Genomic DNA, 19,484 nt, shown 5'->3' with positions numbered 1-19,484 from the left:
TCGCTCCGGGTATCCGGTCGGTCCCGTCGAGGATGCCCCGCGGGGGGCCGGTGAGCGCAGAGGGCGGTGTCCGCATGCAGTTCGACGACGACGCCAGTTTGGACACCTCCGAGGTGCAGGACGTGCGCGGCAGCCGCATCCCGGGCGGCAGGGCGACCATCGGTGGCGGCATCGGCGGGCTGATCGTCCTGCTCCTCGGGCTCTTCCTCGGCGTCGGTCCCGACCAGCTCGGACTCACCGACAGCGGCGGACAGCCCGCGGCCACGGCCTCCGGCCTCTCCGAGGTCCAGCGGAGCTGCCGGACCGGGCAGGACGCGAACACGCGCGACGACTGCCGGATCGTGGCGGTGGTCAACAGCGTGCAGGACTACTGGGACCAGGAGTTCGAGCGGCGCGGCGCCACGTACACCCGCTCCCCCACGTTCTTCTTCGGTGAGCAGGTCGGCACCGCGTGCGGGTCGGCGACCTCGGCGGTCGGGCCGTTCTACTGCCCTGGCGACCGGAGGGTCTATCTCGATCTGGGGTTCTTCGACGAGCTGCGGTCGAAGTTCGGGGCCAGTGGCGGGCCGTTCGCGCAGGCGTACGTGGTGGCGCACGAGTACGGACATCACGTGCAGGACCTGATGGGCACGCTGAGCCGGTCGCAGGACGGGCGGACCGGCGCGGACAGCAACGCGGTGCGGGTGGAGCTCCAGGCGGACTGCTACGCCGGGGTGTGGGCCCGTCACGCGACCACGACGAAGGACGAGTCGACGGGGCGGCCGCTCATCACGCGTCTCACGGACGCGGACATCGCCGACGGCCTGGACGCGGCGGCGGCCGTGGGCGACGACCGGATCCAGGAGCGGTTCCAGGGGCGGGTGACACCGGAGTCGTGGACCCACGGGTCGGCGCAGCAGCGTCAGAGCTGGTTCCGGCAGGGCTACGAGTCCGGCGACATGGCACGCTGCGACACCTTCCGCTGAGGCTTTCGCCTGCTGGGAGGCCGTTGTCAGTGGCCGCTGCGAGACTGGACCGCAGAGGGGATTCGCGGCTTCTGGCCGGTCTCGTCACAAGGGAGTGATCGGCATGGCAGGCACGAGCGGTGGGCGTCCGAGCATCTACCCGGCACTGCTGTACGCGGACGCGAAGGCGGCGATCGAGCAGCTGACGGAGGCCTTCGGCTTCACCGAGCTGGCGGTGTACGAGGGCGAGGACGGCCTGGTGACCCACGCGGAGCTGGTGCAGGGCAACGGCGCGGTGATGCTCGGTTCGAAGGGCACCGGCAGCGCCTACGACAAGCTGATGAAGGACGCGGGCCCGGTGGGGGTGTACATCGTCGTGGACGACGTCGACGCGCACCACCGCCGCGCCGTGGAGCACGGCGCGGAGATCCTGATGCCCCCGACGGACCAGGACTACGGCTCCAGGGACTACATGGCCCGGGACGCCGAGGGCAATGTGTGGAGCTTCGGGACGTACGCGCCGGAGATACGCGCCTGACTCACCCTCCGGTGTGCACCTGGAAGGCGGCGCGGCGTACGGCCTTGGCCAGGGCCGGGTCGGGGTGCGCGGCGGCGAGGGCGACCAGGACCTGCACGGTGCGCGGGTGGCCCACCGCCCGCACCTCGTCGAGCAGTTGAGGGACGGTCGGCTGGAGCGCGGACTCCAGGTGCCGCACCAGCATCGGTGCCTCGCCGTGGTCGGCGACGGCGGCCGCGGTGTCGACCCACAGCCAGGTGGCCTCCTGCCGGGTGAGGACCTCGTGGGCGTCCTCCGGGTCGATCCCGTCGTGCTCGGCCAGCCACAGCAGGGCGTACGGCCGCAGGGTGGGCTCGTCGGCCACGGAGCGCACGTCGGGCTCGGCGGGGGCGCCGACCACCCGCAGGGCCTCGAAGGCGAGGCCGCGCAGCAGGGCGTCGTCGCCGCGGGCGGCGTCGAGCAGCTCGGTGACGGCGCTGCCGACGGGGCGGGCGGCGAGCCAGGCGCGGTACTCGGCGCGGGCCGCGTTGGGCCGCAGCTGGGCGCAGCCGCGCAGCATCTCCTCGGCGGCGACCTCGATGTTGCCGGCCGGGCTCTGCGCGGCGACGCAGATCTGCTCCAGCTTGACCCACACCGCCCAGCTGCCGAGCGGGGTGAGGGTGGCCTGGCCGTCGCCGTAGGTCAGGGCGCCGACGGAGGCGAGGGCGCGCAAGGCCCAGTCGAGAAGCGGGGCGAGGGAGGCGTCCTGAGTGTCCGCCGCCTCGGGCTCCTCCACGGGCTCCGGCTGCGGGCCGTAGGGGATCTCGCAGCGCTCGGTGCGCAGTTCGGTGACGCGCTGCTCCAGGAGGTCCAGGAGCTGTTCGACGGGCACAGGGCCGGCGGACAGCTGCAGGAAGGAGAGCACCTGGGGCATGGCCGAGACGACCTCGGCGACGGAGGCGGGCTCGCGGTCGCCGGGTTCCGGGAAGGCGAGCGACCAGGCGTCGAAGAGGGCGACCCAGCCGCGCAGTACGGCACTGTCGTCGCGGTCCCAGGCGCGCAGCCGCCAACCCGGGCGGGCGCTGTCCCCGTGCACCTCGACGAGGCCGGCGAGGCGGGCGGTGTCCCAGTCGGCGCGAACCTGAGCCACGGTCAGACCCAGGTCCGCGGCCGCGCGAGCGGCGGATTCGTCGGAGAGGGTGCCGTTGCCGTCGGAGCCCGCACCGTCCCTGCCGGGGCCCAGGGCGCCGTCGGCCCAGTGCGCCACGCGGGCCGCGTCGGCAAGACCGGAGCGCGCCATTCTGGCCAGTACCGCCGGGGCCGGTGTGCCCTCCGGGGGCCGCGGCGCGGGGCGGCGTGGGCGCCGTTGGTTCACTGCTGTGGGGGCGGCGGCCAGGGGTCGCGGGCGGACGAGTCGGAGCCTGGAGTCGCGCGGGATACGGGACGTCACGGGTGCAGTCTTCCGGTTGACGGTCCGAAAACCCAAACGGAATGTCACCGCGGGCCCCGGGGAGGGCGTGGCGCCGGCGCCACGCGGAGGGACATAGACCGAGATCAGGCCAGTGGTACGGGCTTAAACGGAACCTGTGGGACGGGAGCGCCCGGAGGTCACATCAGGGGGGTGAGGAAACGGCGCAGTGTCTCTTCGTAGGCGCTCGGGTCGGCGTTCCACATCGCCGCATGGGGGGCCTGGCGGACCGTGTGGAGGGTGATCCGGTCGGGGTGGGTGGCGGCGAGACGGCGGGAGAGGTCCCAGGGGGCGAGCGTGTCGTCCGGGCCGTGGAAGATCAGGGTGGGCGGTGGGGGCCGGTCGGGGCCGATGTCTTCGGTCCGGTGCTCGGTCCTGTTCTCCTGGTTCGCGTACAGGCCGGTGCGGCCCTGTGCCGCGCGCACCGCGAGCGGCAGGAGGACACCGGGGGTGTGGCGGGCCGTGGCGAGGGCGCGCAGGGTCCGCTCCCAGCTGAGGACCGGGGAGTCCAGGACGAGCCCCTTGACGTGGTCGCGCAGGCTCGAGCGGACGGCGGCGCGCAGGGCCATGGTCGCGCCGGTGGACCAGCCGTGCAGCACGAGTTGGCGGGCGCCGTTGCCGACGGCGTAGCGCATCGCCGCGTCCAGGTCGCGCCACTCGGTCTCGCCGAAGTGGTTCAGGCCGTCCGGCGGGCGGGGGGCGCCGGTGTCGCCGCGGTGGGCGGGGGTGAGGACCGGGAAGCGGTGGCGGTGCAGGAACTCCATGATGTTCAGGGCGTGTTCGCGGGTCGCACCGAGGCCGTGCACCGCGATGACCCAGGTGTCCCTCGCGCCGGGCACGAACCAGGCGGGCAGGGAGCCGAGTTCGCCGGGAATGTCGACATCGGTGTGTTCGAGGCCGAGGGCCGACTTCGGGTCGCCGACGTGCGTGGTCGGGGTGAGCCAGACCTTGTCGCCGGGTTTCAGGGTGCCGTGGGTGACGCGTTCCAGGCGGCGGACGACGGTGTCGGCGGAGTGCGGTTCCGTGGCGAGGACGGGGCCCACGACGGCGTGGGAGGCGTCGCCGACGAGGCCGTAGGTGCCGGGGCGGAGGGCGGCGAGGTCGCGGGTGAGGGCGATGCGGCCGGCTGCGGTGGAGTGGACGGTGAGCCGGGGTTCGCCGGGCAGCGGGCGGCCCGCGGGCGCCTTCAGTCCGGCGTCGCTGGCGATCCTCCCGACGACGATGCCGGCTGCGCCGGCCGCCAGGGCTGCGGTGACGGCAGCGGCCGTCGCTTTGACAGTGCGCACGTCTTCAGTGTCGCGGGGGAGGCGGGGCGGGGCCAGTGGGCGGGTGCGGGTCCGGTGGGGGCGGGCGTTCTGCGCAGTTCCCCGCGCCCCTGAACGCCTGCGGCGGCCCCTGCGGCCCCGGTGAGCGTCCTGGCGCAGGTGACTGCAACCCCCTGGGGGCGCGGGGAACTGCGCGACCAGCCCCCACCGGACCGCACCCGCACGACAACCCGACCCGGCACCCCCCTTAGGCGCACCCGGCCCCCTAACCCCGCTGCCCGTACCCCCGCAACCGCTCCCCCGCCTCCTCAACCTGTCGCTCCGTCAGGAGGTTCGGGGTCAGGCCCGGGATCGAGCGGGACGTCAGCCACAGGTGGCACATCCATTCCAGCTGGGCCGTGCGGTCGTAGGCCTGGGTGAGTGTGGAGCCGTAGGTGATCGTGCCGTGGTTCTGGAGGAGGCAGGCGGAGCGGTCGGCGAGGGCGTGGAGCATGTTCTGGGCCAACTCGTCGGTGCCGTAGGTGGCGTAGGGGGCGACCCGGACGGGGCCGCCGAGGGCGCCGGTCATGTAGTGGATCGGGGGGAGTTCGGGCACGAGCGTGGAGACGGCCGTGGCGTGCACCGCGTGGGTGTGGACGATCGCGCGGGCGTCGGTGCTGCGGTAGACCGCCAGGTGCATGGGGAGTTCGCTTGTGGGGACCAGGGTGCCCAGGACCTGACGGCCCTCCAGGTCGACGCCGGTCACGTCGTCCGGGGTGAGGCGGTCGTAGGGGACGCCCGACGGGGTGACCAGGACCGTGTCCCCGACGCGTACCGAGACGTTGCCGGAGGTGCCGACGACCAGTCCGTCGGTGACCGTCCGGCGGGCCGTGTCGACCAACTCGCCCCACGCGTCCGCCTCACCCGGTGATTTCTGCCGTTCCTCAGCCATGCCGTGATCCTGCCAGGCGCGGCGCCGGAGAGCGCGTTTCCGGGCGTGCGCCCCTCTTGTGCGGCGACGCCGTTCCCGGGGAGACGCATGGCCCGTGATCGCAAGGCTGCCCGGCACCGAACCCGCGCCCTGGCCCTGTCCGTGGTCATGCTCAGTGTGGGAGGCCAAGGGCGCCAGGTTCGTCTACGTCAAGGCGACCCAGTCGGCATCCTGCGCGGGGTGTACCCCTTCGCACTGCCGGACAGCCTGGTCCGGGGACGGCTGGACCCTGCCGCCGGCGCTGGACATCGAATACAACCCGTACGGCAAGAAGCAGAAGTGCCACGGCATGACCGAGGCGGGACTGGTCGGCTGGATCAGGTCGTTCAGTGACGAGGTGAAGCGGCTCACCGGGCGCCGACCGGTGAGCTACACAACCCCCCAGGTGGCCCGCTACCACTCGGCAGATGCGGGAGCGCTGCGGGCACTCTGCCGGGTGACCAGAATCTCATCAACGGGTCGACGCGACAGCTCAAGAGGTTCGCCGCCGGGACGTAGCCATGGGGCGTACGGGTCGCGCGGGGGCGGCGGGGTTCGACGCGGGGACAGCAGAAGATTCCGGTCACCGTGCGGCCCGCCCCAGTTCACCTTCCGTTCATCCAGGTTACCTACGTTCAATCTGCCAATGACCTCGAACGATTGCCTGGGTAAATGGAAAACTTCTCGCTGATCCTCGCGATTGTGGTCGTCACCGCACTCGCGTTCGATTTCACGAACGGTTTTCACGACACCGCCAACGCGATGGCCACCACCATCTCGACCGGTGCGCTCAAGCCCAAGGTCGCGGTGGCCATGTCCGCCGTGCTGAACCTTGTGGGCGCCTTTCTCTCGGTGGAGGTCGCCAACACGATCTCCAAGGGTCTCGTCGACGAGACCGGCATCCGTCCCGAGGTCATCTTCGCCGCCCTGGTCGGCGCGATCCTCTGGAACCTGCTGACCTGGCTGGTGGGTCTGCCCTCCAGTTCCTCGCACGCCCTCATGGGCGGTCTGATCGGCGCCACCATCGCCTCGGCGGGCATGGGCGCGGTGCACGGCGACGCGCTCGTCACCAAGGTCCTCATCCCCGCCGTCGCGGCCCCGATCGTCGCGGGCGTCGCCGCCATGCTGGCCACCCGGCTCTCCTACACGCTGGGCAAGAAGGCCGACGGCAAGGCCGCCGCGAAGGGCTACCGCACCGGGCAGATCGCCTCGGCCGGCCTGGTCTCGCTCGCCCACGGCACCAACGACGCGCAGAAGACGATGGGCATCATCACCCTCGCCCTGGTCGCCGGCGGCGTCGTCGCCCCCGACTCCGACCCGCCCACCTGGGTCATCCTCTCCGCGGGTCTCGCCATCGCGCTCGGCACCTACCTCGGCGGCTGGCGCATCATCCGCACCATGGGCAAGGGCCTGACCGACCTTCAGCCGCAGCAGGGCTTCGCCGCCCAGACCAGCGCGGCCACCGTCATCCTGGCCTCGTCCCACCTCGGGTTCTCCCTCTCCACCACGCACTCCGTCTCCGGTTCGGTGATGGGCGCGGGCCTCGGCCGCAAGGGCGGGGTCGTCCGCTGGTCGACGGCGACGCGGATGTTCGTGGCCTGGGGGCTGACGCTCCCGGCGGCGGCCCTGGTGGGCGCCCTGGCCGAGTCGGTCACGAACCTCGGCGACTGGGGTACGGCGCTCGTGGCGGTCTTCCTCGTCGCCTCCAGCGCGGCGATCTGGAAGATCTCGCGCCGCGAGGTCGTGGACGCCTCCAACGTCAACCACACCGACGAGCCGGCCGGCGTGGTGACCACGGCGATCGCCGTCGTGACCCCGCCGCCCACGGGCACCGTGACCGAGGGCCTCACCGCCACGATCCCGGCTCCGGCCCCCGCCCCGGCCGCCGCGACGGAACCGGCCGCCCCGCCGGCCGCCGTCTGAGCCCCCCTCCTAAGGAAGCCTCACCATGAAGATCGACTGGGAAGCACTCGGCTCCGTCTTCGGCGTCAGCCTCGTCGTCACCGTGGGCCTCGTGGCCCTGTTCACCCTCGGCATCATGGGCCTGTCCCGCCAGGAGCGGGCCACGGCCCAGGGCGGCTCGGCCACGCTCGCGGTCACCGGCGCCTACGCCTGCTTCGCGGCGTGCGCGGCGGCGGTGGCGTACGGGATCTCCCTGATCGTGGCCTGACGGCACCCCGTCACTCGGCGGGGGGGGGGGGGGGGGGGGGGGGGGGGGGCGGGGGGGGGGCGGGGCGGCGGCCCCCCCCGCCGGGCGGGGGGGGGGGCGCGCCCCCCCCCCCCCCCCCCCCCCCCCCCCCCCCCCCGGCCGTCTTTCATGACCGGCGATGTGGGGTTCTGCACACTCTCCCGCCGCAGGTCAACAAGAAGTTGACGGGTCTCGAAGGCCCGTGGTGGACTGCCGGAGCCATTTACGGCGGCAGAAGAGGAAGCCGGTGCGAATCCGGCGCGGTCCCGCCACTGTCACCGGGGTAGACAACCCCGGGAGCCAGGAACTCTCGCCGCCGGACTCGTCGAACCAGGGCGTGGACACCCTGAGTGAGGACATGACGCGATGCTCGCCTGCCGATCGACCAGCGGTACCCGGTACGTGAACGACCCCGCGATCGGCTGACCCGATGCGTGCCGATCGCGTTTTCGCGTACGGCGCCGCCGCCGGTCTGATCGGTGACCTTCTGCTCGGTGACCCCCGTCGTGGGCATCCGGTCGCCGCGTTCGGGCGGGCCGCCGCAGCCGTGGAGCAGGTGCTGTGGCGGGACCACCGGGGGTGGGGCGCGCTGCACACCGCCGTGTGCGTGGGCGGTGCGGGGGCGCTCGGCGCCGTCGCGGAGCATGCCGTACGTCCCTCCCGTACCGCCTCCCTCGTGCTCACCGGCGCCGCCACCTGGGCTGTCGTGGGCGGGACTTCCCTCGTACGGGAGGCCCGGGTCATCGGGCGGGCGCTGGAGGCGGGGGACGTCGAGGCGGCCCGGGAGCGGCTGCCCCACCTGTGCGGGCGGGATCCGCAGTCCCTCGACGCCGACGGGATCGCCCGGGCGGTCGTGGAGTCCGTGGCCGAGAACACCTCCGACGCCGTCGTGGGGGCGCTCGTGTGGGGTGCCGTCGGCGGGGTGCCGGGGCTGCTCGCATTCCGGGCCGTGAACACGCTGGACGCCATGGTGGGGCACAAGTCGCCCCGGTACCGGCGTTTCGGGTGGGCTTCCGCCCGGCTCGACGACCTCGCCGGATGGCCGGGGGCGCGGCTCACCGCCGTACTCGCTGCCGTGGCCGGAGACGATCCCCGGGGTGCCGTGCGGGCCTGGCGGGAGGACGCGCACAGGCATCCGAGCCCCAACGCCGGGCCCGTCGAAGCCTCGTTCGCGGGGGCGCTGGGTGTCCGACTGGGAGGGACCCTCTCGTACGCGGGGCGGGTCGAACACCGGCCGGTGCTCCATCAGAAGGGGCGCGCCGTCGCCATGTACGACATCGAGCGCGCCGCACGGCTGTCGCGGCGCGTCGGGCTGCTCGCGCTCGGCGTCGGTGTCGCCGCGCGGGCCTTCGTGAAGGGGCGCAGCGCATGAGTGGCGGAGGGCTTCTCGTAGCCGGTACCACCTCCGACGCCGGCAAGAGTGTCGTCACCGCGGGGATCTGCCGGTGGCTGGTGCGGCAGGGGGTCAAGGTCGCGCCGTTCAAGGCGCAGAACATGTCCCTCAACTCGTTCGTGACGAGGGAGGGCGCGGAGATCGGGCGGGCCCAGGCCATGCAGGCGCAGGCCTGCCGCATCGAGCCGACCGCGCTGATGAATCCCGTGCTGCTCAAGCCCGGTGGCGAGCAGAGCAGTCAGGTCGTGCTGCTCGGGAAGCCGGTCGGTGAGCTGAGCGCCCGGGGCTATCACGGCGGGCGGCAGCAGCGGCTCCTCGGGACCGTGCTCGACTGTCTCGCCGAGTTGCGGGGCACGTATGACGCGGTGATCTGTGAGGGGGCCGGGAGTCCGGCCGAGATCAACCTGCGGCGGACCGACATCGTCAACATGGGAATCGCCCGCAACGCCGGGCTGCCCGTGCTGGTCGTGGGCGACATCGACCGCGGGGGCGTCTTCGCCTCCTTCTTCGGCACCGTCGCGCTGCTCTCGGAAGCGGACCAGAAGCTCGTCGCCGGGTTCCTCGTGAACAAGTTCCGGGGGGATGTCAGCCTCCTGGAACCCGGGCTCGACACGCTCCACAAACTCACCGGGCGGCACACCTACGGCGTGCTGCCCTTCCGGCACGGCCTCGGGATCGACGAGGAGGACGGGCTGCGGGTGTCCCTGCGGGGGACGGTCCGGGAGTCGAACACGGCTGCTCCCCTCGGGGAGGACGTGCTGCGGGTCGCCGTGTGCGCGATCCCGCTGATGTCCAACTTCACGGACGTCGACGCCCTGGCCGCCGAACCCGGTGTCGTGGTGCGGTTCGTGGACCGGCCCGAGGAACTGGCCGACGCCGACCTCGTCGTGATTCCGGGAACCCGTGGGACCGTCAAGGCACTTCAGTGGCTGCGGGAGCGGGGGCTCGCGGCGGCCATCGGGCGCAGGGTCGCCGAGCAGCGGCCCGTCCTCGGCATCTGCGGCGGCTTCCAGATCCTCGGCGAGCACATCGAGGACGAGGTCGAGAGCCGCCAGGGGCACGTCGAGGGGCTCGGAGTCCTTCCCGTCAGGGTGCGGTTCGCGCGGGAGAAGACCCTGACCCGGCCGGAGGGCGAAGCCCTCGGCGAGCCCGTCGCGGGGTACGAGATCCATCACGGGGTCGCCGACATCCACGGGGGCGAAGCGTTCATCTCTGATGACAAAGGACACAGCCTGGACGGCTGCCGCGTCGGCCAGACCTGGGGCACGCACTGGCACGGCTCGCTGGAGTCGGACGGCTTCCGGCGGGCCTTCCTGCGGGAGGTGGCGGCCGCCGCGGGCCGCCGGTTCGTGCCGGCCCCCGACACGTCGTTCGCCGCGCTGCGCGAGGAGCAGCTGGACCGGCTCGGCGACCTGATCGAACAGCACGCGGACACGGACGCGCTGTGGCGGCTCATCGAGTCCGGCGCGCCGCAAGGACTGCCTTTCATTCCACCGGGAGCGCCCGCATGAGCACAGTGTTGTTGTTGTCCACCGCCGACACGGACCTGTTGGCGGCCCGGGCCGCTTCCGGCGCCTCGTACCGGATCGGGAACCCGACCCGGGTCGATGTCGCGCAGGAGCTGCCGGCACTGATCGAGGGCGCGGACATCGCCGTCGTACGGCTGCTCGGCGGCAAGCGGGCCTGGGAGGACGGGCTCGCCGCGCTGAAGGCTTCGGGCATCCCGACCGTGCTGCTGGGCGGAGAGGCCGTTCCCGACGCCGAGTTGATGGCCGAGTCGTCCGTACCGGCCGGTGTGGTGGCCGAGGCGCTCAAGTACCTCGTCGAGGGCGGGCCCGCCAACCTGGAGGAACTCGCCCGGTTCCTGTCCGACACCGTGCTGCTGACCGGCGAGGGGTTCGTCGAGCCGCAGAAGATGCCGGAGTACGGCGTCCACGGCGACCGTCCTTTCGTGGCAGGCCGCCCCACCGTCGGCGTGCTCTTCTACCGGGCCCACGAGCTGAGCGGCAACACCGGCTTCGTGGACACCCTGTGCGAGGCGATCGAGGCGAAGGGTGCCAACGCCCTTCCCGTGTACTGCGGTTCACTGCGCGGGGCGGACCCCGCGCTCTACGAGATCCTCGCCCGGGCCGACGCGCTCGTCGCCACCGTCCTCGCCGCCGGCGGCACCCACGCCTCGCATGCCTCGGCCGGCGGTGACGAGGAGGCCTGGGACATCGGGGCGCTGGCCGACCTCGACGTGCCCGTGCTGCAAGGGCTCTGCCTGACGACGTCCAGGGCGGTCTGGGACGAGTCCGACGCGGCCCTGTCCCCCATGGACGCGGCCATGCAGGTCGCGATCCCGGAGTTCGACGGACGGCTGATCACCGTGCCGTTCTCCTTCAAGGAGCAGGGACCCGACGACGTCCCGGTGTACGTGGCCGACCCGGAGCGGGCCGCCCGGGTCGCCGGGATCGCCGTACGGCACGCGGAGTTGAGGCACAAGCCGAACGCCGAGAAGAAGCTCGCTCTGGTCTTCACCGCGTATCCGACCAAGCACTCCCGGGTCGGCAACGCGGTGGGCCTGGACACGCCCGCTTCGGCGGTGCGGGTGCTGGACGCGCTGCGGGATGCCGGGTACGTCGTCGAGGGGTACCCGGACAACGGCGACGAGCTCATCCACCGGCTCATCGAGGCCGGCGGTCACGATGTCGAGTGGCTCACCGAGGACCAGTTGGCCTCCGCGCCCGCGCGGGTTCCGCTCGCCGACTACCGGGCCTGGTTCGACCGGCTGGACCCGCAGCTGCGTCAGGCCATGCTGGACGCGTGGGGCGAGCCGCCGGGCTCCCTCTACGTCGACGGGGACGACATCGTGCTGGCCTCCCTCCAGTTCGGGAACGTCGTCGTGATGATCCAGCCGCCGCGCGGCTTCGGGGAGAACCCGATCGCGATCTACCACGACCCGGACATGCCGCCGTCGCACCACTACATGGCCGCGTACCGCTGGCTGGACCACTCGTTCGGCGCCGACGCGGTCGTCCACATGGGCAAGCACGGCACGATGGAGTGGCTGCCGGGCAAGGGCCTCGGCCTGAGTGGGGGCTGTGCTCCGGACGCGGTGCTCGGTGAGCTGCCGCTGATCTATCCCTTCATCGTCAACGACCCCGGCGAGGGCACCCAGGCCAAGCGGCGCGGCCACGCCACCGTCGTCGACCACCTGGTGCCGCCGATGGCGCGGGCCGACACCTACGGCGACCTCGCCAAGCTGGAGCAACTGCTCGACGAGTACGCGCTCGTCTCCGACCTCGACCCGACCAAGGCCCCGGCCGTCCGCGCGCAGATCTGGACGCTGGTCAAGGCGGCCGAGCTCCACCACGACCTGCATGTCGACGAGCAGCCGGACGACACGGCGTTCGACGAGTTCGTCATGCACATCGACGGCTATCTGTGCGAGATCAAGGACGTACAGATCCGCGACGGGCTGCACATCCTCGGGGGCGGTCCGGTCGACGAGGCCCGCGTCAACCTCGTGCTGGCCGTGCTGCGCGCCTCGCAGGTGTGGGGCGGCCAGGCGAACGCCCTGCCGGGGCTGCGGGCCTCCTTCGCGGCTCATTTCGGGCTGGTGGAGAAGGAGTTGCTCGCCGAACCGGGGGCGCCGCTGAAGGTTCCGGTGGAGCTGTCCGACCTCGTCGAGGGTCCCGCGCGGACGGCCGCCGACGCGATCGACCTGCTGGAGCAGCTGTGCCGGCGGGTCGCGGAGGGCATGGAGGCCGTGTCCTGGGACGCGGCGGCCGTCCCCGGTCTGGTCCGTGACGTCCTCGGCACCGAACTCGCCGACGCCGTCGCGGTGTTGGAGTTCGCCTGCACGGAGGTCGTGCCCCGGCTGGCCCGGACGACCGACGAGATCGGGCACATCCTCAAGGCCCTGGACGGCGGTTACGTCCCGGCGGGGCCTTCCGGCTCCCCGACCCGTGGTCTCGTCAACGTCCTGCCGACCGGCCGGAACTTCTACTCCGTCGACCCCAAGGCCATCCCGTCCAGGCTGAGTTGGGAGGTCGGACAGGCACTCGCCGACTCGCTGGTGCAGCGGTACCTGGCCGACACCGGTGAGTACCCGAAGTCCGTGGGGCTGACCGTCTGGGGCACGTCGGCCATGCGCACGCAGGGCGACGACATCGCCGAGATCCTGTCGCTCCTCGGCTGCCGTCCGGTGTGGGACGACGCCTCGCGGCGGGTCACCGGGTTCGAGGTGATCGGCCTGGCGGAGCTCGGGCGGCCCCGCATCGACGTGACCGTCCGGATCTCCGGGTTCTTCCGGGACGCGTTCCCGCACGTGGTCGGGCTGATCGACGACGCCGTCCGCACGGTGGCGGAGCTGGACGAGCCGGCCGACCGGAACTTCGTGAAGGCGCACGCCGACGAGGACACCGTCGAGCACGGCGACCGGCGGCGCGCGACCGCCCGGATCTTCGGGTCCAAGCCGGGGGCGTACGGTGCCGGTCTGCTGCCGCTGATCGACGCCCGCAACTGGCGCTCGGACGCCGACCTCGCCGAGGTGTACGCGGTGTGGGGCGGCTACGCCTACGGGCGCGGACTCGACGGGCGGGCGGCACGCGGGGACATGGAGACGGCGTTCAAGCGGATCAACGTCGCCGCGAAGAACGTCGACACCCGCGAGCACGACCTGGTCGACGCGGACGACTACTTCCAGTACCACGGCGGCATGGTCGCCATGGTGCGCCACCTCACGGGCGCCAACCCCGAGGCGTACGTGGGCGATTCCGCCACGCCCGACCAGGTGAAGACGCGGACGCTGGGCGAGGAGACCCACCGGGTCTTCCGCGCCCGCGTGGTCAACCCGCGCTGGATGGCGGCGATGCGACGGCACGGCTACAAGGGCGCCTTCGAGATGGCGGCGACCGTCGACTACCTCTTCGGCTACGACGCCACGGCGGGCGTGGTCGACGACTGGATGTACGAGAAGCTCAGCGCGGAGTACGTCTTCGACGCGGAGAACCGGGACTTCATGAAGAAGTCCAACCCCTGGGCGCTGCGGGGCATCACGGAACGGCTCCTGGAGGCCGCCGACCGTGGACTGTGGGCCGAGCCGGACGCGGACACGCTGGAGCGGCTGCGGGCCACGTACCTGGAGCTCGAGGGCGACTTGGAGGGTGACGAGAAGTGAGTACCCCGTTTCCGTTCACGGCCGTCGTCGGCCAGGAGGACCTGCGGCTCGCGCTGCTGCTGAACGCCGTCTCACCGGCGGTCGGCGGAGTGCTGGTGCGCGGCGAGAAGGGCACCGCCAAGTCGACGGCGGTGCGCGCGCTCTCGGCGCTGCTGCCGGAGGTCGCGGTCGTCCCCGGCTGCCGGTTCTCCTGTGACCCCGCCGCGCCGGACCCGTCCTGCCCGGACGGCCCGCACGAGCCCGGCAACGGCGGCATGCGCCCCTCCCGCATGGTCGAACTGCCCGTCGGTGCCTCCGAGGACCGGCTCGTCGGCGCCCTCGACATCGAGCGGGCGCTCGCGGAGGGCGTGAAGGCCTTCGAGCCGGGCCTGCTCGCCGACGCGCACCGCGGGATCCTCTACGTCGACGAGGTCAACCTCCTCCACGACCACCTGGTCGACCTGCTCCTCGACGCCGCCGCGATGGGGGCGTCGTACGTGGAGCGCGAGGGCGTCTCCGTGCGGCACGCCTCGAAGTTCCTGCTCGTCGGCACCATGAACCCCGAAGAGGGTGAGCTGCGGCCGCAGTTGCTCGACCGGTTCGGGCTGACCGTCGAGGTCGCGGCCTCGCGGGACCCGGACCAGCGGGTGGAGGTCGTACGGCGACGGCTCGCCTACGACGACGACCCGGCCGGGTTCGCGGCCCGTTGGGCGGACGAGGAGGCCTCCGTACGGCAACGGATCGTCGCCGCGCGGGAGTTGTTGCCGTCGGTGCGGCTGGGCGACGGGGCGCTCCGGCAGATCGCGGCGACCTGTGCCGCGTTCGAGGTGGACGGCATGCGGGCCGACATCGTGATGGCGCGCACGGCGACCGCACTCGCGGCGTGGGCCGGGCGGACCGAGGTGCTCGCGGAGGACGTACGGCAGGCCGCGCTGCTCGCGCTGCCGCACCGCAGGCGCCGTAACCCCTTTGACGCGCCGGGACTCGACGAGGACAAGCTCGACGAGACGCTAGAGGAGTTCAGCGGGTCCGGGGACTCGGGGGACTCCGGGGACGATGACGAGCCGGACCCGGACGGGCCCGGTGGGGGTGGTGGGCAGCCACCCTCCTCCGACGGACCTGAGGCCGACGGGAATTCCGGTGCGCAGCCGGAGGCCGGGGACGGCGGTGAGCCGCAAGCATCAGGGGCCGGTTCCGGGGAGCAGGCCGCCGCACGGGCTGCCGAGCCGTTCCGTACCAAGATGCTCAGCGTGCCCGGGCTCGGCGACGGCGCTGCCGGGCGGCGGTCGCGGGCGCGGACCGAGCACGGGCGCACCACCGGTGCGCGGCGGCCCCAAGGGGCTTTGACCAAGCTGCACCTGGCGGCCACCGTGCAGGCGGCCGCCCCGCATCAGCGGGCGCGGGGCCGGTCGGGGCGCGGGCTCGTGGTCCGGCGGGACGATCTGCGGCAGGCGACGCGTGAGGGGCGCGAGGGCAATCTCGTGCTGTTCGTCGTCGACGCCTCCGGGTCGATGGCGGCGCGGCAGCGGATGAGCGCGGTGAAAGGGGCCGTGCTGTCGCTGCTCCTCGACGCGTATCAGCGGCGGGACAAGGTGGGCCTGGTGACGTTCCGGGGTTCGGCGGCGGAGGTCGCGTTGCCGCCGACGTCGTCCGTGGACGCGGCGGCGGCCCGGCTGGAGACGCTGCCGACGGGTGGGCGTACCCCGCTCGCGGCCGGGTTGCTGCGGGCCCATGAGGTGCTGCGGGTGGAGCGGCTGCGGGATCCCGCGCGGCGGGCGCTGGTGGTGGTGGTGACGGACGGGCGGGCCACCGGAGGGCCCGAGCCGGTCGCTCTGGCGGGGCGGGCGGCCCGGCTGTTCGCCGCGGAGGGCGTCGCCTCGGTCGTCGTGGACTGTGAGTCCGGGCCCGTGCGGTTGGGGCTGGCCGGGCAGCTCGCCGGTGAACTGGGCGGTACCGCGGTGACGTTGGACGAGTTGCGGGCCGACTCGATCGCCGGACTGGTGAAGGACGTACAGAGGAGGGCCGCGTAATGCCGCAGGGACAGCCGAGTGTGGTGCCGGACGACGGGCTGACGACTCGTCAGCGTCGTAATCGGCCGTTGGTGGTCGTGCACACGGGGGTGGGCAAGGGCAAGTCGACCGCCGCCTTCGGGCTCGCCCTGCGGGCCTGGAACCAGGGGTGGCCCATCGGGGTGTTCCAGTTCGTCAAGTCCGCGAAGTGGAAGGTCGGCGAGGAGAACGCGCTGCGGGTGCTGGGGGCTTCCGGCGAGGGCGGGACCGTCGACTGGCACAAGATGGGTGAGGGCTGGTCCTGGGTGCAGCGCGATGCCCAGATGGACAACGAGGAGAAGGCCCGGGAGGGCTGGGAGCAGGTCAAGCGGGACCTCGCCGCCGAGACGTACAAGCTGTATGTGCTCGACGAGTTCGCCTATCCGATGCACTGGGGATGGGTGGACACGGACGAGGTGCTCGACGTGCTCGGGAATCGGCCCGGGACCCAGCACGTGATCATCACCGGACGGAACGCGCCCGAGAAGCTCGTCGACTTCGCCGATCTCGTGACCGACATGTCCAAGGTGAAGCACCCCATGGACACCGGGCAGAAGGGGCAGAGGGGCATCGAGTGGTGACGTCTTCCGTCCCTCGGCTGGTCATCGCCGCGCCGTCGTCCGGCAGCGGGAAGACCACCGTCGCCACGGGGTTGATGGCCGCGTTCGCCGCGCGGGGGCTCGCCGTGTCTCCGCACAAGGTGGGGCCGGACTACATCGATCCCGGGTATCACGCGCTCGCGAGCGGGCGGGTGGGGCGGAATCTCGACGCGTATCTGTGCGGTCCTGAGCTGGTGGCTCCGCTGTTCCTGCACGGGGCGCGCGGGTGTGACATCGCCGTCGTGGAGGGGGTGATGGGGATGTTCGACGGGGCCGCGGGGGAAGGGGAGCTGGCGTCCACGGCCCATGTGGCGAAGCTGCTGCGGGCGCCGGTGGTGCTGGTCGTCGACGCCTCGTCGCAGTCCCGGTCCGTCGCTGCGCTGGTGCACGGGTTCGCGTCGTGGGATCCCGAGGTGCGGGTGGGGGGCGTGATCCTCAACAAGGTCGCCTCCGATCGTCATGAGGCGTTGTTGCGGGAGGCGCTGGAGTCGGCCGGAGTGCCGGTGTTCGGGGTGCTGCGGCGGGTGGCTCAGGTGGATACGCCTTCTCGGCATCTGGGGTTGGTGCCGGTTGCGGAGCGGCGGGGGGAGGCGGTGTCTGCGGTCGCCGCGATGGCTACGCAAGTCGAGCGGGGATGTGACCTTGAGGGTCTGCTGATGCTCGCGAGGGGTGCTGGGGCGTTGTCGTGCACGGCTTGGGATGCGGCTGAGGTGTTGGGTTCCTCGCCCCCGCCGCCCCTCCCCTTCCCGTCCCCAGGGGCTGCCGCCCCTTCGACCCCGCCCGGGGGCTCCGCCCCCGGACCCCCGTCGGTCCTAGAAGGGCCTCGTCCTCGAACTCCCCCAGAGGGGGCACCCCCAGACGGGCTGGTAGTCGCAGTCGCCGGTGGTCCTGCCTTCACCTTCTCCTACGCCGAGCACTCCGAGCTGCTGGCCGCCGCAGGAGCCGAGGTCGTCACCTTCGATCCGCTGCGGGACGAGCAACTGCCCGACGGGACCGCCGGCCTGGTCATCGGGGGCGGTTTCCCCGAGGTCTACGCCGCCGAGCTGTCCGCCAACGAACCGTTGCGGAAAGCCGTCGCCGCCCTCGCGGAGACCGGCGCTCCCGTCGCCGCCGAGTGTGCCGGGCTGCTGTATCTGTGCCGTGAGCTCGACGGGCAGCCGATGTGCGGGGTGCTCGACGCCTCGGCGCGGATGGAGGAGAAGCTCACCCTCGGGTATCGCGACGCCGTCGCCGTGAGCGACAGTTCGCTCGCCGTCGCCGGGACGCGGATGCGGGGGCACGAGTTCCACCGGACCGTGGTGGAGCCGGGGGCCGGGGACGCGGCCGCGTGGGGTGTGCGGGTGCCCCGGCGGCGGCTCGAAGGGTTTGTACAGCGTGGTGTGCACGCGAGTTATCTGCACACGCACTGGGCCTCGCAGCCCGGTGTCGCCCGTCGGTTCGTGGAGAGGTGCCGGACGTCATGAGCAGCAGCAGGTTGATCGGGGTCGGGGTCGGGCCCGGGGACCCCGAGCTGGTGACCGTCAAGGGCGTCAACGCCCTGCGCGCCGCCGACGTGGTCGTCGTGCCGGTCATGGACACGGGTGAGCGGGGGCGGGCCGAGGCGACCGTGCTGCACTACGTGCCGCAGGAGAAGGTCGTACGGGTCGTCTTCGCCCTCAACGAGCGCACGGATCACGGCCGTCGGGAGGCCGCCTGGGACGCCGCCGGGGAGCGGGTCGCGCAGTTGTTGCGCGCCCACGGCTCCGTCGCCTTCGCGACCATCGGCGACCCCAACGTCTACTCCACCTTCACCTATCTCGCCCACACCATCGGCGAGCTCCTGCCCGGCGTCGTCGTCGAGACCGTGCCCGGGATCACCGCCATGCAGGATCTCGCAGCGCGGTCCGGGGCCGTACTGACCGAGGGCACCGAACCGCTCACGCTCGTGCCGGTCACCGCCGGTTCCGCCGTGCTCAAGGACGCCCTCAACGGGCCCGGGACCGTCGTCGCCTACAAGTTCGGGCGGCAGGCCGCCGAGGTGGCCGAGGTGCTCAGGGAGACCGGACGGATCGAGGACGCCGTATGGGGATCGGCGCTGGGGCTGGACGCCGAGTCCATTCGGCCCGCCGCCGAGCTCGACGGGGCTCCCCTGCCGTATCTCTCCACCCTCATCGCGCCCGCACGGCGGGACGGCACCCGGGGTGGCAAGTTGTGACACCCTCCGCAGCCCCCTCCGCAAGCCCCTCCAGAGCCGCCGGATCAGCCGGCCAGGCCCACCACCAGCCAGATGAACCCCACGCCCGCGACCGTGCACAGCAGGGTCGAGCGGGCGGGGTGTTCGTGATGGGCCTCGGGGAGGATCTCGGCCGCCGCGAGATACAGGAGCGCGCCGCCGAAGAGGCCGAGATAGCCGCCGAGCAGGCCCTCCGGGATGGTCACGAACGACGTCGAGGCGGCGCCCGCCACCGGGGCCAGCGCGTCCGCGACGAGCATGGTCAACGCCCTGCGGCGGTCGTTTCCGTACAGGCTCGTGATCGTGTACGTGTTGAAGCCGTCCGCGAAGTCGTGGGCCACGACGGCGAGCGCGACCGCCGTGCCCATGCCGCCGCCCACCTGGAAGGCCGCGCCGATCGCCACACCGTCCATGGCGCTGTGGCCGACCATCGCGGCCGCGGCCGTCAGACCCACCTCGGGCGCCCGGCCGTCCCTCTCCGCACCGCCGTGCGCGGCCTGGCGGGCGGCCAGCAGGCGTTCCACCAGATGGGCCAGGAGGAAGCCGGCCACGAACAGGAGCAGGGCCGCCGGGACGCCGAAGACCTCGTCGCCGGCCGCGTGCAGCGCCTCCGGCAGCAGATCCAGGCCGACCACGCCGAGCATCAGTCCGCCGGCCAGGCCGAGGACCAGATGACGGCGGTCGGTCACCCGCTGTGCCGTCCAGCCGCCGGCCAGCGTCATCAGGAACGCGCCGAGCGCGACGAAGACCGCCATAGGGCCTTCGTATCCGATCAACCC

General features: G+C 72.5%; 16 protein-coding genes and 1 riboswitch. Of the genes, 12 read left to right on the top strand and 4 right to left on the bottom strand.

Annotated elements, in window-relative coordinates; translation table 11 throughout:
• The first annotated feature begins 74 nt into the window (after positions 1-74).
• Together ACIRP7_RS14785 and ACIRP7_RS14780 are read left to right on the top strand one after the other, a co-directional pair.
• Positions 75-965 carry a neutral zinc metallopeptidase gene (locus ACIRP7_RS14785; protein WP_403658442.1) on the top strand — a complete coding sequence of 297 codons (891 nt, stop codon included), beginning with the start codon at positions 75-77 and terminating at the stop codon, positions 963-965.
• Positions 966-1,068: 103 nt separating this feature from the next.
• On the top strand, positions 1,069-1,482 hold the full coding sequence (locus ACIRP7_RS14780; protein WP_403658239.1) for a VOC family protein: 414 nt from the start codon (positions 1,069-1,071) through the stop codon (positions 1,480-1,482).
• A gap of 1 nt (position 1,483) precedes the next feature.
• Here ACIRP7_RS14780 and ACIRP7_RS14775 read toward each other — a convergent pair whose 3' ends face one another.
• The 3 genes from ACIRP7_RS14775 to ACIRP7_RS14765 form a co-directional block, all read right to left on the bottom strand.
• Positions 1,484-2,890: a hypothetical protein gene (locus ACIRP7_RS14775; RefSeq protein WP_403658237.1), complete on the bottom strand. Its 1,407-nt coding sequence runs from the start codon at positions 2,888-2,890 to the stop codon at positions 1,484-1,486.
• Positions 2,891-3,048: 158 nt separating this feature from the next.
• The gene (locus ACIRP7_RS14770) at positions 3,049-4,194 is read right to left on the bottom strand and encodes an alpha/beta hydrolase (RefSeq protein WP_403658233.1); all 1,146 of its coding nucleotides are present in this window, start codon (positions 4,192-4,194) and stop codon (positions 3,049-3,051) included.
• A gap of 244 nt (positions 4,195-4,438) precedes the next feature.
• The gene (locus ACIRP7_RS14765) at positions 4,439-5,104 is read right to left on the bottom strand and encodes a class II aldolase/adducin family protein (RefSeq protein ID WP_403658230.1); all 666 of its coding nucleotides are present in this window, start codon (positions 5,102-5,104) and stop codon (positions 4,439-4,441) included.
• Between the two features lie 58 nt (positions 5,105-5,162).
• On the opposite strand from ACIRP7_RS14765, the gene ACIRP7_RS14760 reads away from it, so the two are divergent.
• The 10 genes from ACIRP7_RS14760 to cobI all read left to right on the top strand — a co-directional run bounded on the left by ACIRP7_RS14760 (position 5,163) and on the right by cobI (position 18,687).
• A complete protein-coding gene (locus ACIRP7_RS14760; protein WP_403658227.1) occupies positions 5,163-5,813 on the top strand; it encodes a GH25 family lysozyme in 651 nt (216 codons plus the stop codon).
• Positions 5,795-7,045: an inorganic phosphate transporter gene (locus ACIRP7_RS14755; RefSeq protein ID WP_352390450.1), complete on the top strand. Its 1,251-nt coding sequence runs from the start codon at positions 5,795-5,797 to the stop codon at positions 7,043-7,045. Before ACIRP7_RS14760 ends, ACIRP7_RS14755 begins: the two co-directional genes overlap by 19 nt.
• A 25-nt stretch (positions 7,046-7,070) precedes the next feature.
• Positions 7,071-7,292: a hypothetical protein gene (locus ACIRP7_RS14750; RefSeq protein ID WP_352390451.1), complete on the top strand. Its 222-nt coding sequence runs from the start codon at positions 7,071-7,073 to the stop codon at positions 7,290-7,292.
• 207 nt (positions 7,293-7,499) lie between these two features.
• Positions 7,500-7,643, top strand: a riboswitch (cobalamin riboswitch).
• Between the two features lie 97 nt (positions 7,644-7,740).
• On the top strand, positions 7,741-8,682 hold the full coding sequence (locus ACIRP7_RS14745; RefSeq protein WP_403658223.1) for a cobalamin biosynthesis protein: 942 nt from the start codon (positions 7,741-7,743) through the stop codon (positions 8,680-8,682).
• Complete coding sequence (locus ACIRP7_RS14740) at positions 8,679-10,214, top strand: cobyric acid synthase (RefSeq protein WP_403658221.1); 1,536 nt, start codon at positions 8,679-8,681, stop codon at positions 10,212-10,214. Before ACIRP7_RS14745 ends, ACIRP7_RS14740 begins: the two co-directional genes overlap by 4 nt.
• Positions 10,211-13,867 carry a cobaltochelatase subunit CobN gene (gene cobN / locus ACIRP7_RS14735; RefSeq protein WP_403658218.1) on the top strand — a complete coding sequence of 1,219 codons (3,657 nt, stop codon included), beginning with the start codon at positions 10,211-10,213 and terminating at the stop codon, positions 13,865-13,867. The genes ACIRP7_RS14740 and cobN overlap by 4 nt, the downstream gene beginning before the upstream one ends.
• Positions 13,864-15,876, top strand: a complete 2,013-nt coding sequence (locus ACIRP7_RS14730) for a putative cobaltochelatase (RefSeq protein WP_403658215.1) — start codon at positions 13,864-13,866, stop codon at positions 15,874-15,876. The genes cobN and ACIRP7_RS14730 overlap by 4 nt, the downstream gene beginning before the upstream one ends.
• On the top strand, positions 15,876-16,475 hold the full coding sequence (gene cobO / locus ACIRP7_RS14725; RefSeq protein ID WP_403658212.1) for a cob(I)yrinic acid a,c-diamide adenosyltransferase: 600 nt from the start codon (positions 15,876-15,878) through the stop codon (positions 16,473-16,475). The genes ACIRP7_RS14730 and cobO overlap by 1 nt, the downstream gene beginning before the upstream one ends.
• On the top strand, positions 16,472-17,956 hold the full coding sequence (locus ACIRP7_RS14720; protein ID WP_403658210.1) for a cobyrinate a,c-diamide synthase: 1,485 nt from the start codon (positions 16,472-16,474) through the stop codon (positions 17,954-17,956). The genes cobO and ACIRP7_RS14720 overlap by 4 nt, the downstream gene beginning before the upstream one ends.
• Positions 17,941-18,687 (top strand): precorrin-2 C(20)-methyltransferase, encoded by a 747-nt coding sequence (gene cobI, locus ACIRP7_RS14715; RefSeq protein WP_403658207.1) that lies wholly within the window; start codon positions 17,941-17,943, stop codon positions 18,685-18,687. Before ACIRP7_RS14720 ends, cobI begins: the two co-directional genes overlap by 16 nt.
• Before the next feature lie 44 nt (positions 18,688-18,731).
• Here the strand turns inward: cobI and ACIRP7_RS14710 are convergent, their stop codons facing one another.
• Positions 18,732-19,460, bottom strand: a complete 729-nt coding sequence (locus ACIRP7_RS14710; protein WP_403658204.1) for a ZIP family metal transporter — start codon at positions 19,458-19,460, stop codon at positions 18,732-18,734.
• Positions 19,461-19,484: the final 24 nt, after the last annotated feature.

The organism is Streptomyces sp. NPDC102270 (genome assembly GCF_044766405.1).
Lineage (GTDB): Bacteria > Actinomycetota > Actinomycetes > Streptomycetales > Streptomycetaceae > Streptomyces.
Note: the sequence above shows the minus strand (reverse complement) of the source record. Positions and strands in the feature narration are given on the sequence as shown.

Excerpts from the sequence above, each read along its gene's own strand:
- cobO (WP_403658212.1), top strand. The coding sequence starts at position 15,876 with ATGCCGCAGGGACAGCCGAGTGTGGTGCCGGACGACGGGCTGACGACT.
- ACIRP7_RS14710 (WP_403658204.1), bottom strand. The coding sequence starts at position 19,460 with ATGGCGGTCTTCGTCGCGCTCGGCGCGTTCCTGATGACGCTGGCCGGC.
- ACIRP7_RS14785 (WP_403658442.1), top strand. The coding sequence starts at position 75 with ATGCAGTTCGACGACGACGCCAGTTTGGACACCTCCGAGGTGCAGGAC.
- ACIRP7_RS14765 (WP_403658230.1), bottom strand. The coding sequence starts at position 5,104 with ATGGCTGAGGAACGGCAGAAATCACCGGGTGAGGCGGACGCGTGGGGC.
- ACIRP7_RS14780 (WP_403658239.1), top strand. The coding sequence starts at position 1,069 with ATGGCAGGCACGAGCGGTGGGCGTCCGAGCATCTACCCGGCACTGCTG.
- ACIRP7_RS14750 (WP_352390451.1), top strand. The coding sequence starts at position 7,071 with ATGAAGATCGACTGGGAAGCACTCGGCTCCGTCTTCGGCGTCAGCCTC.
- ACIRP7_RS14745 (WP_403658223.1), top strand. The coding sequence starts at position 7,741 with ATGCGTGCCGATCGCGTTTTCGCGTACGGCGCCGCCGCCGGTCTGATC.
- ACIRP7_RS14755 (WP_352390450.1), top strand. The coding sequence starts at position 5,795 with ATGGAAAACTTCTCGCTGATCCTCGCGATTGTGGTCGTCACCGCACTC.
- cobN (WP_403658218.1), top strand. The coding sequence starts at position 10,211 with ATGAGCACAGTGTTGTTGTTGTCCACCGCCGACACGGACCTGTTGGCG.
- ACIRP7_RS14740 (WP_403658221.1), top strand. The coding sequence starts at position 8,679 with ATGAGTGGCGGAGGGCTTCTCGTAGCCGGTACCACCTCCGACGCCGGC.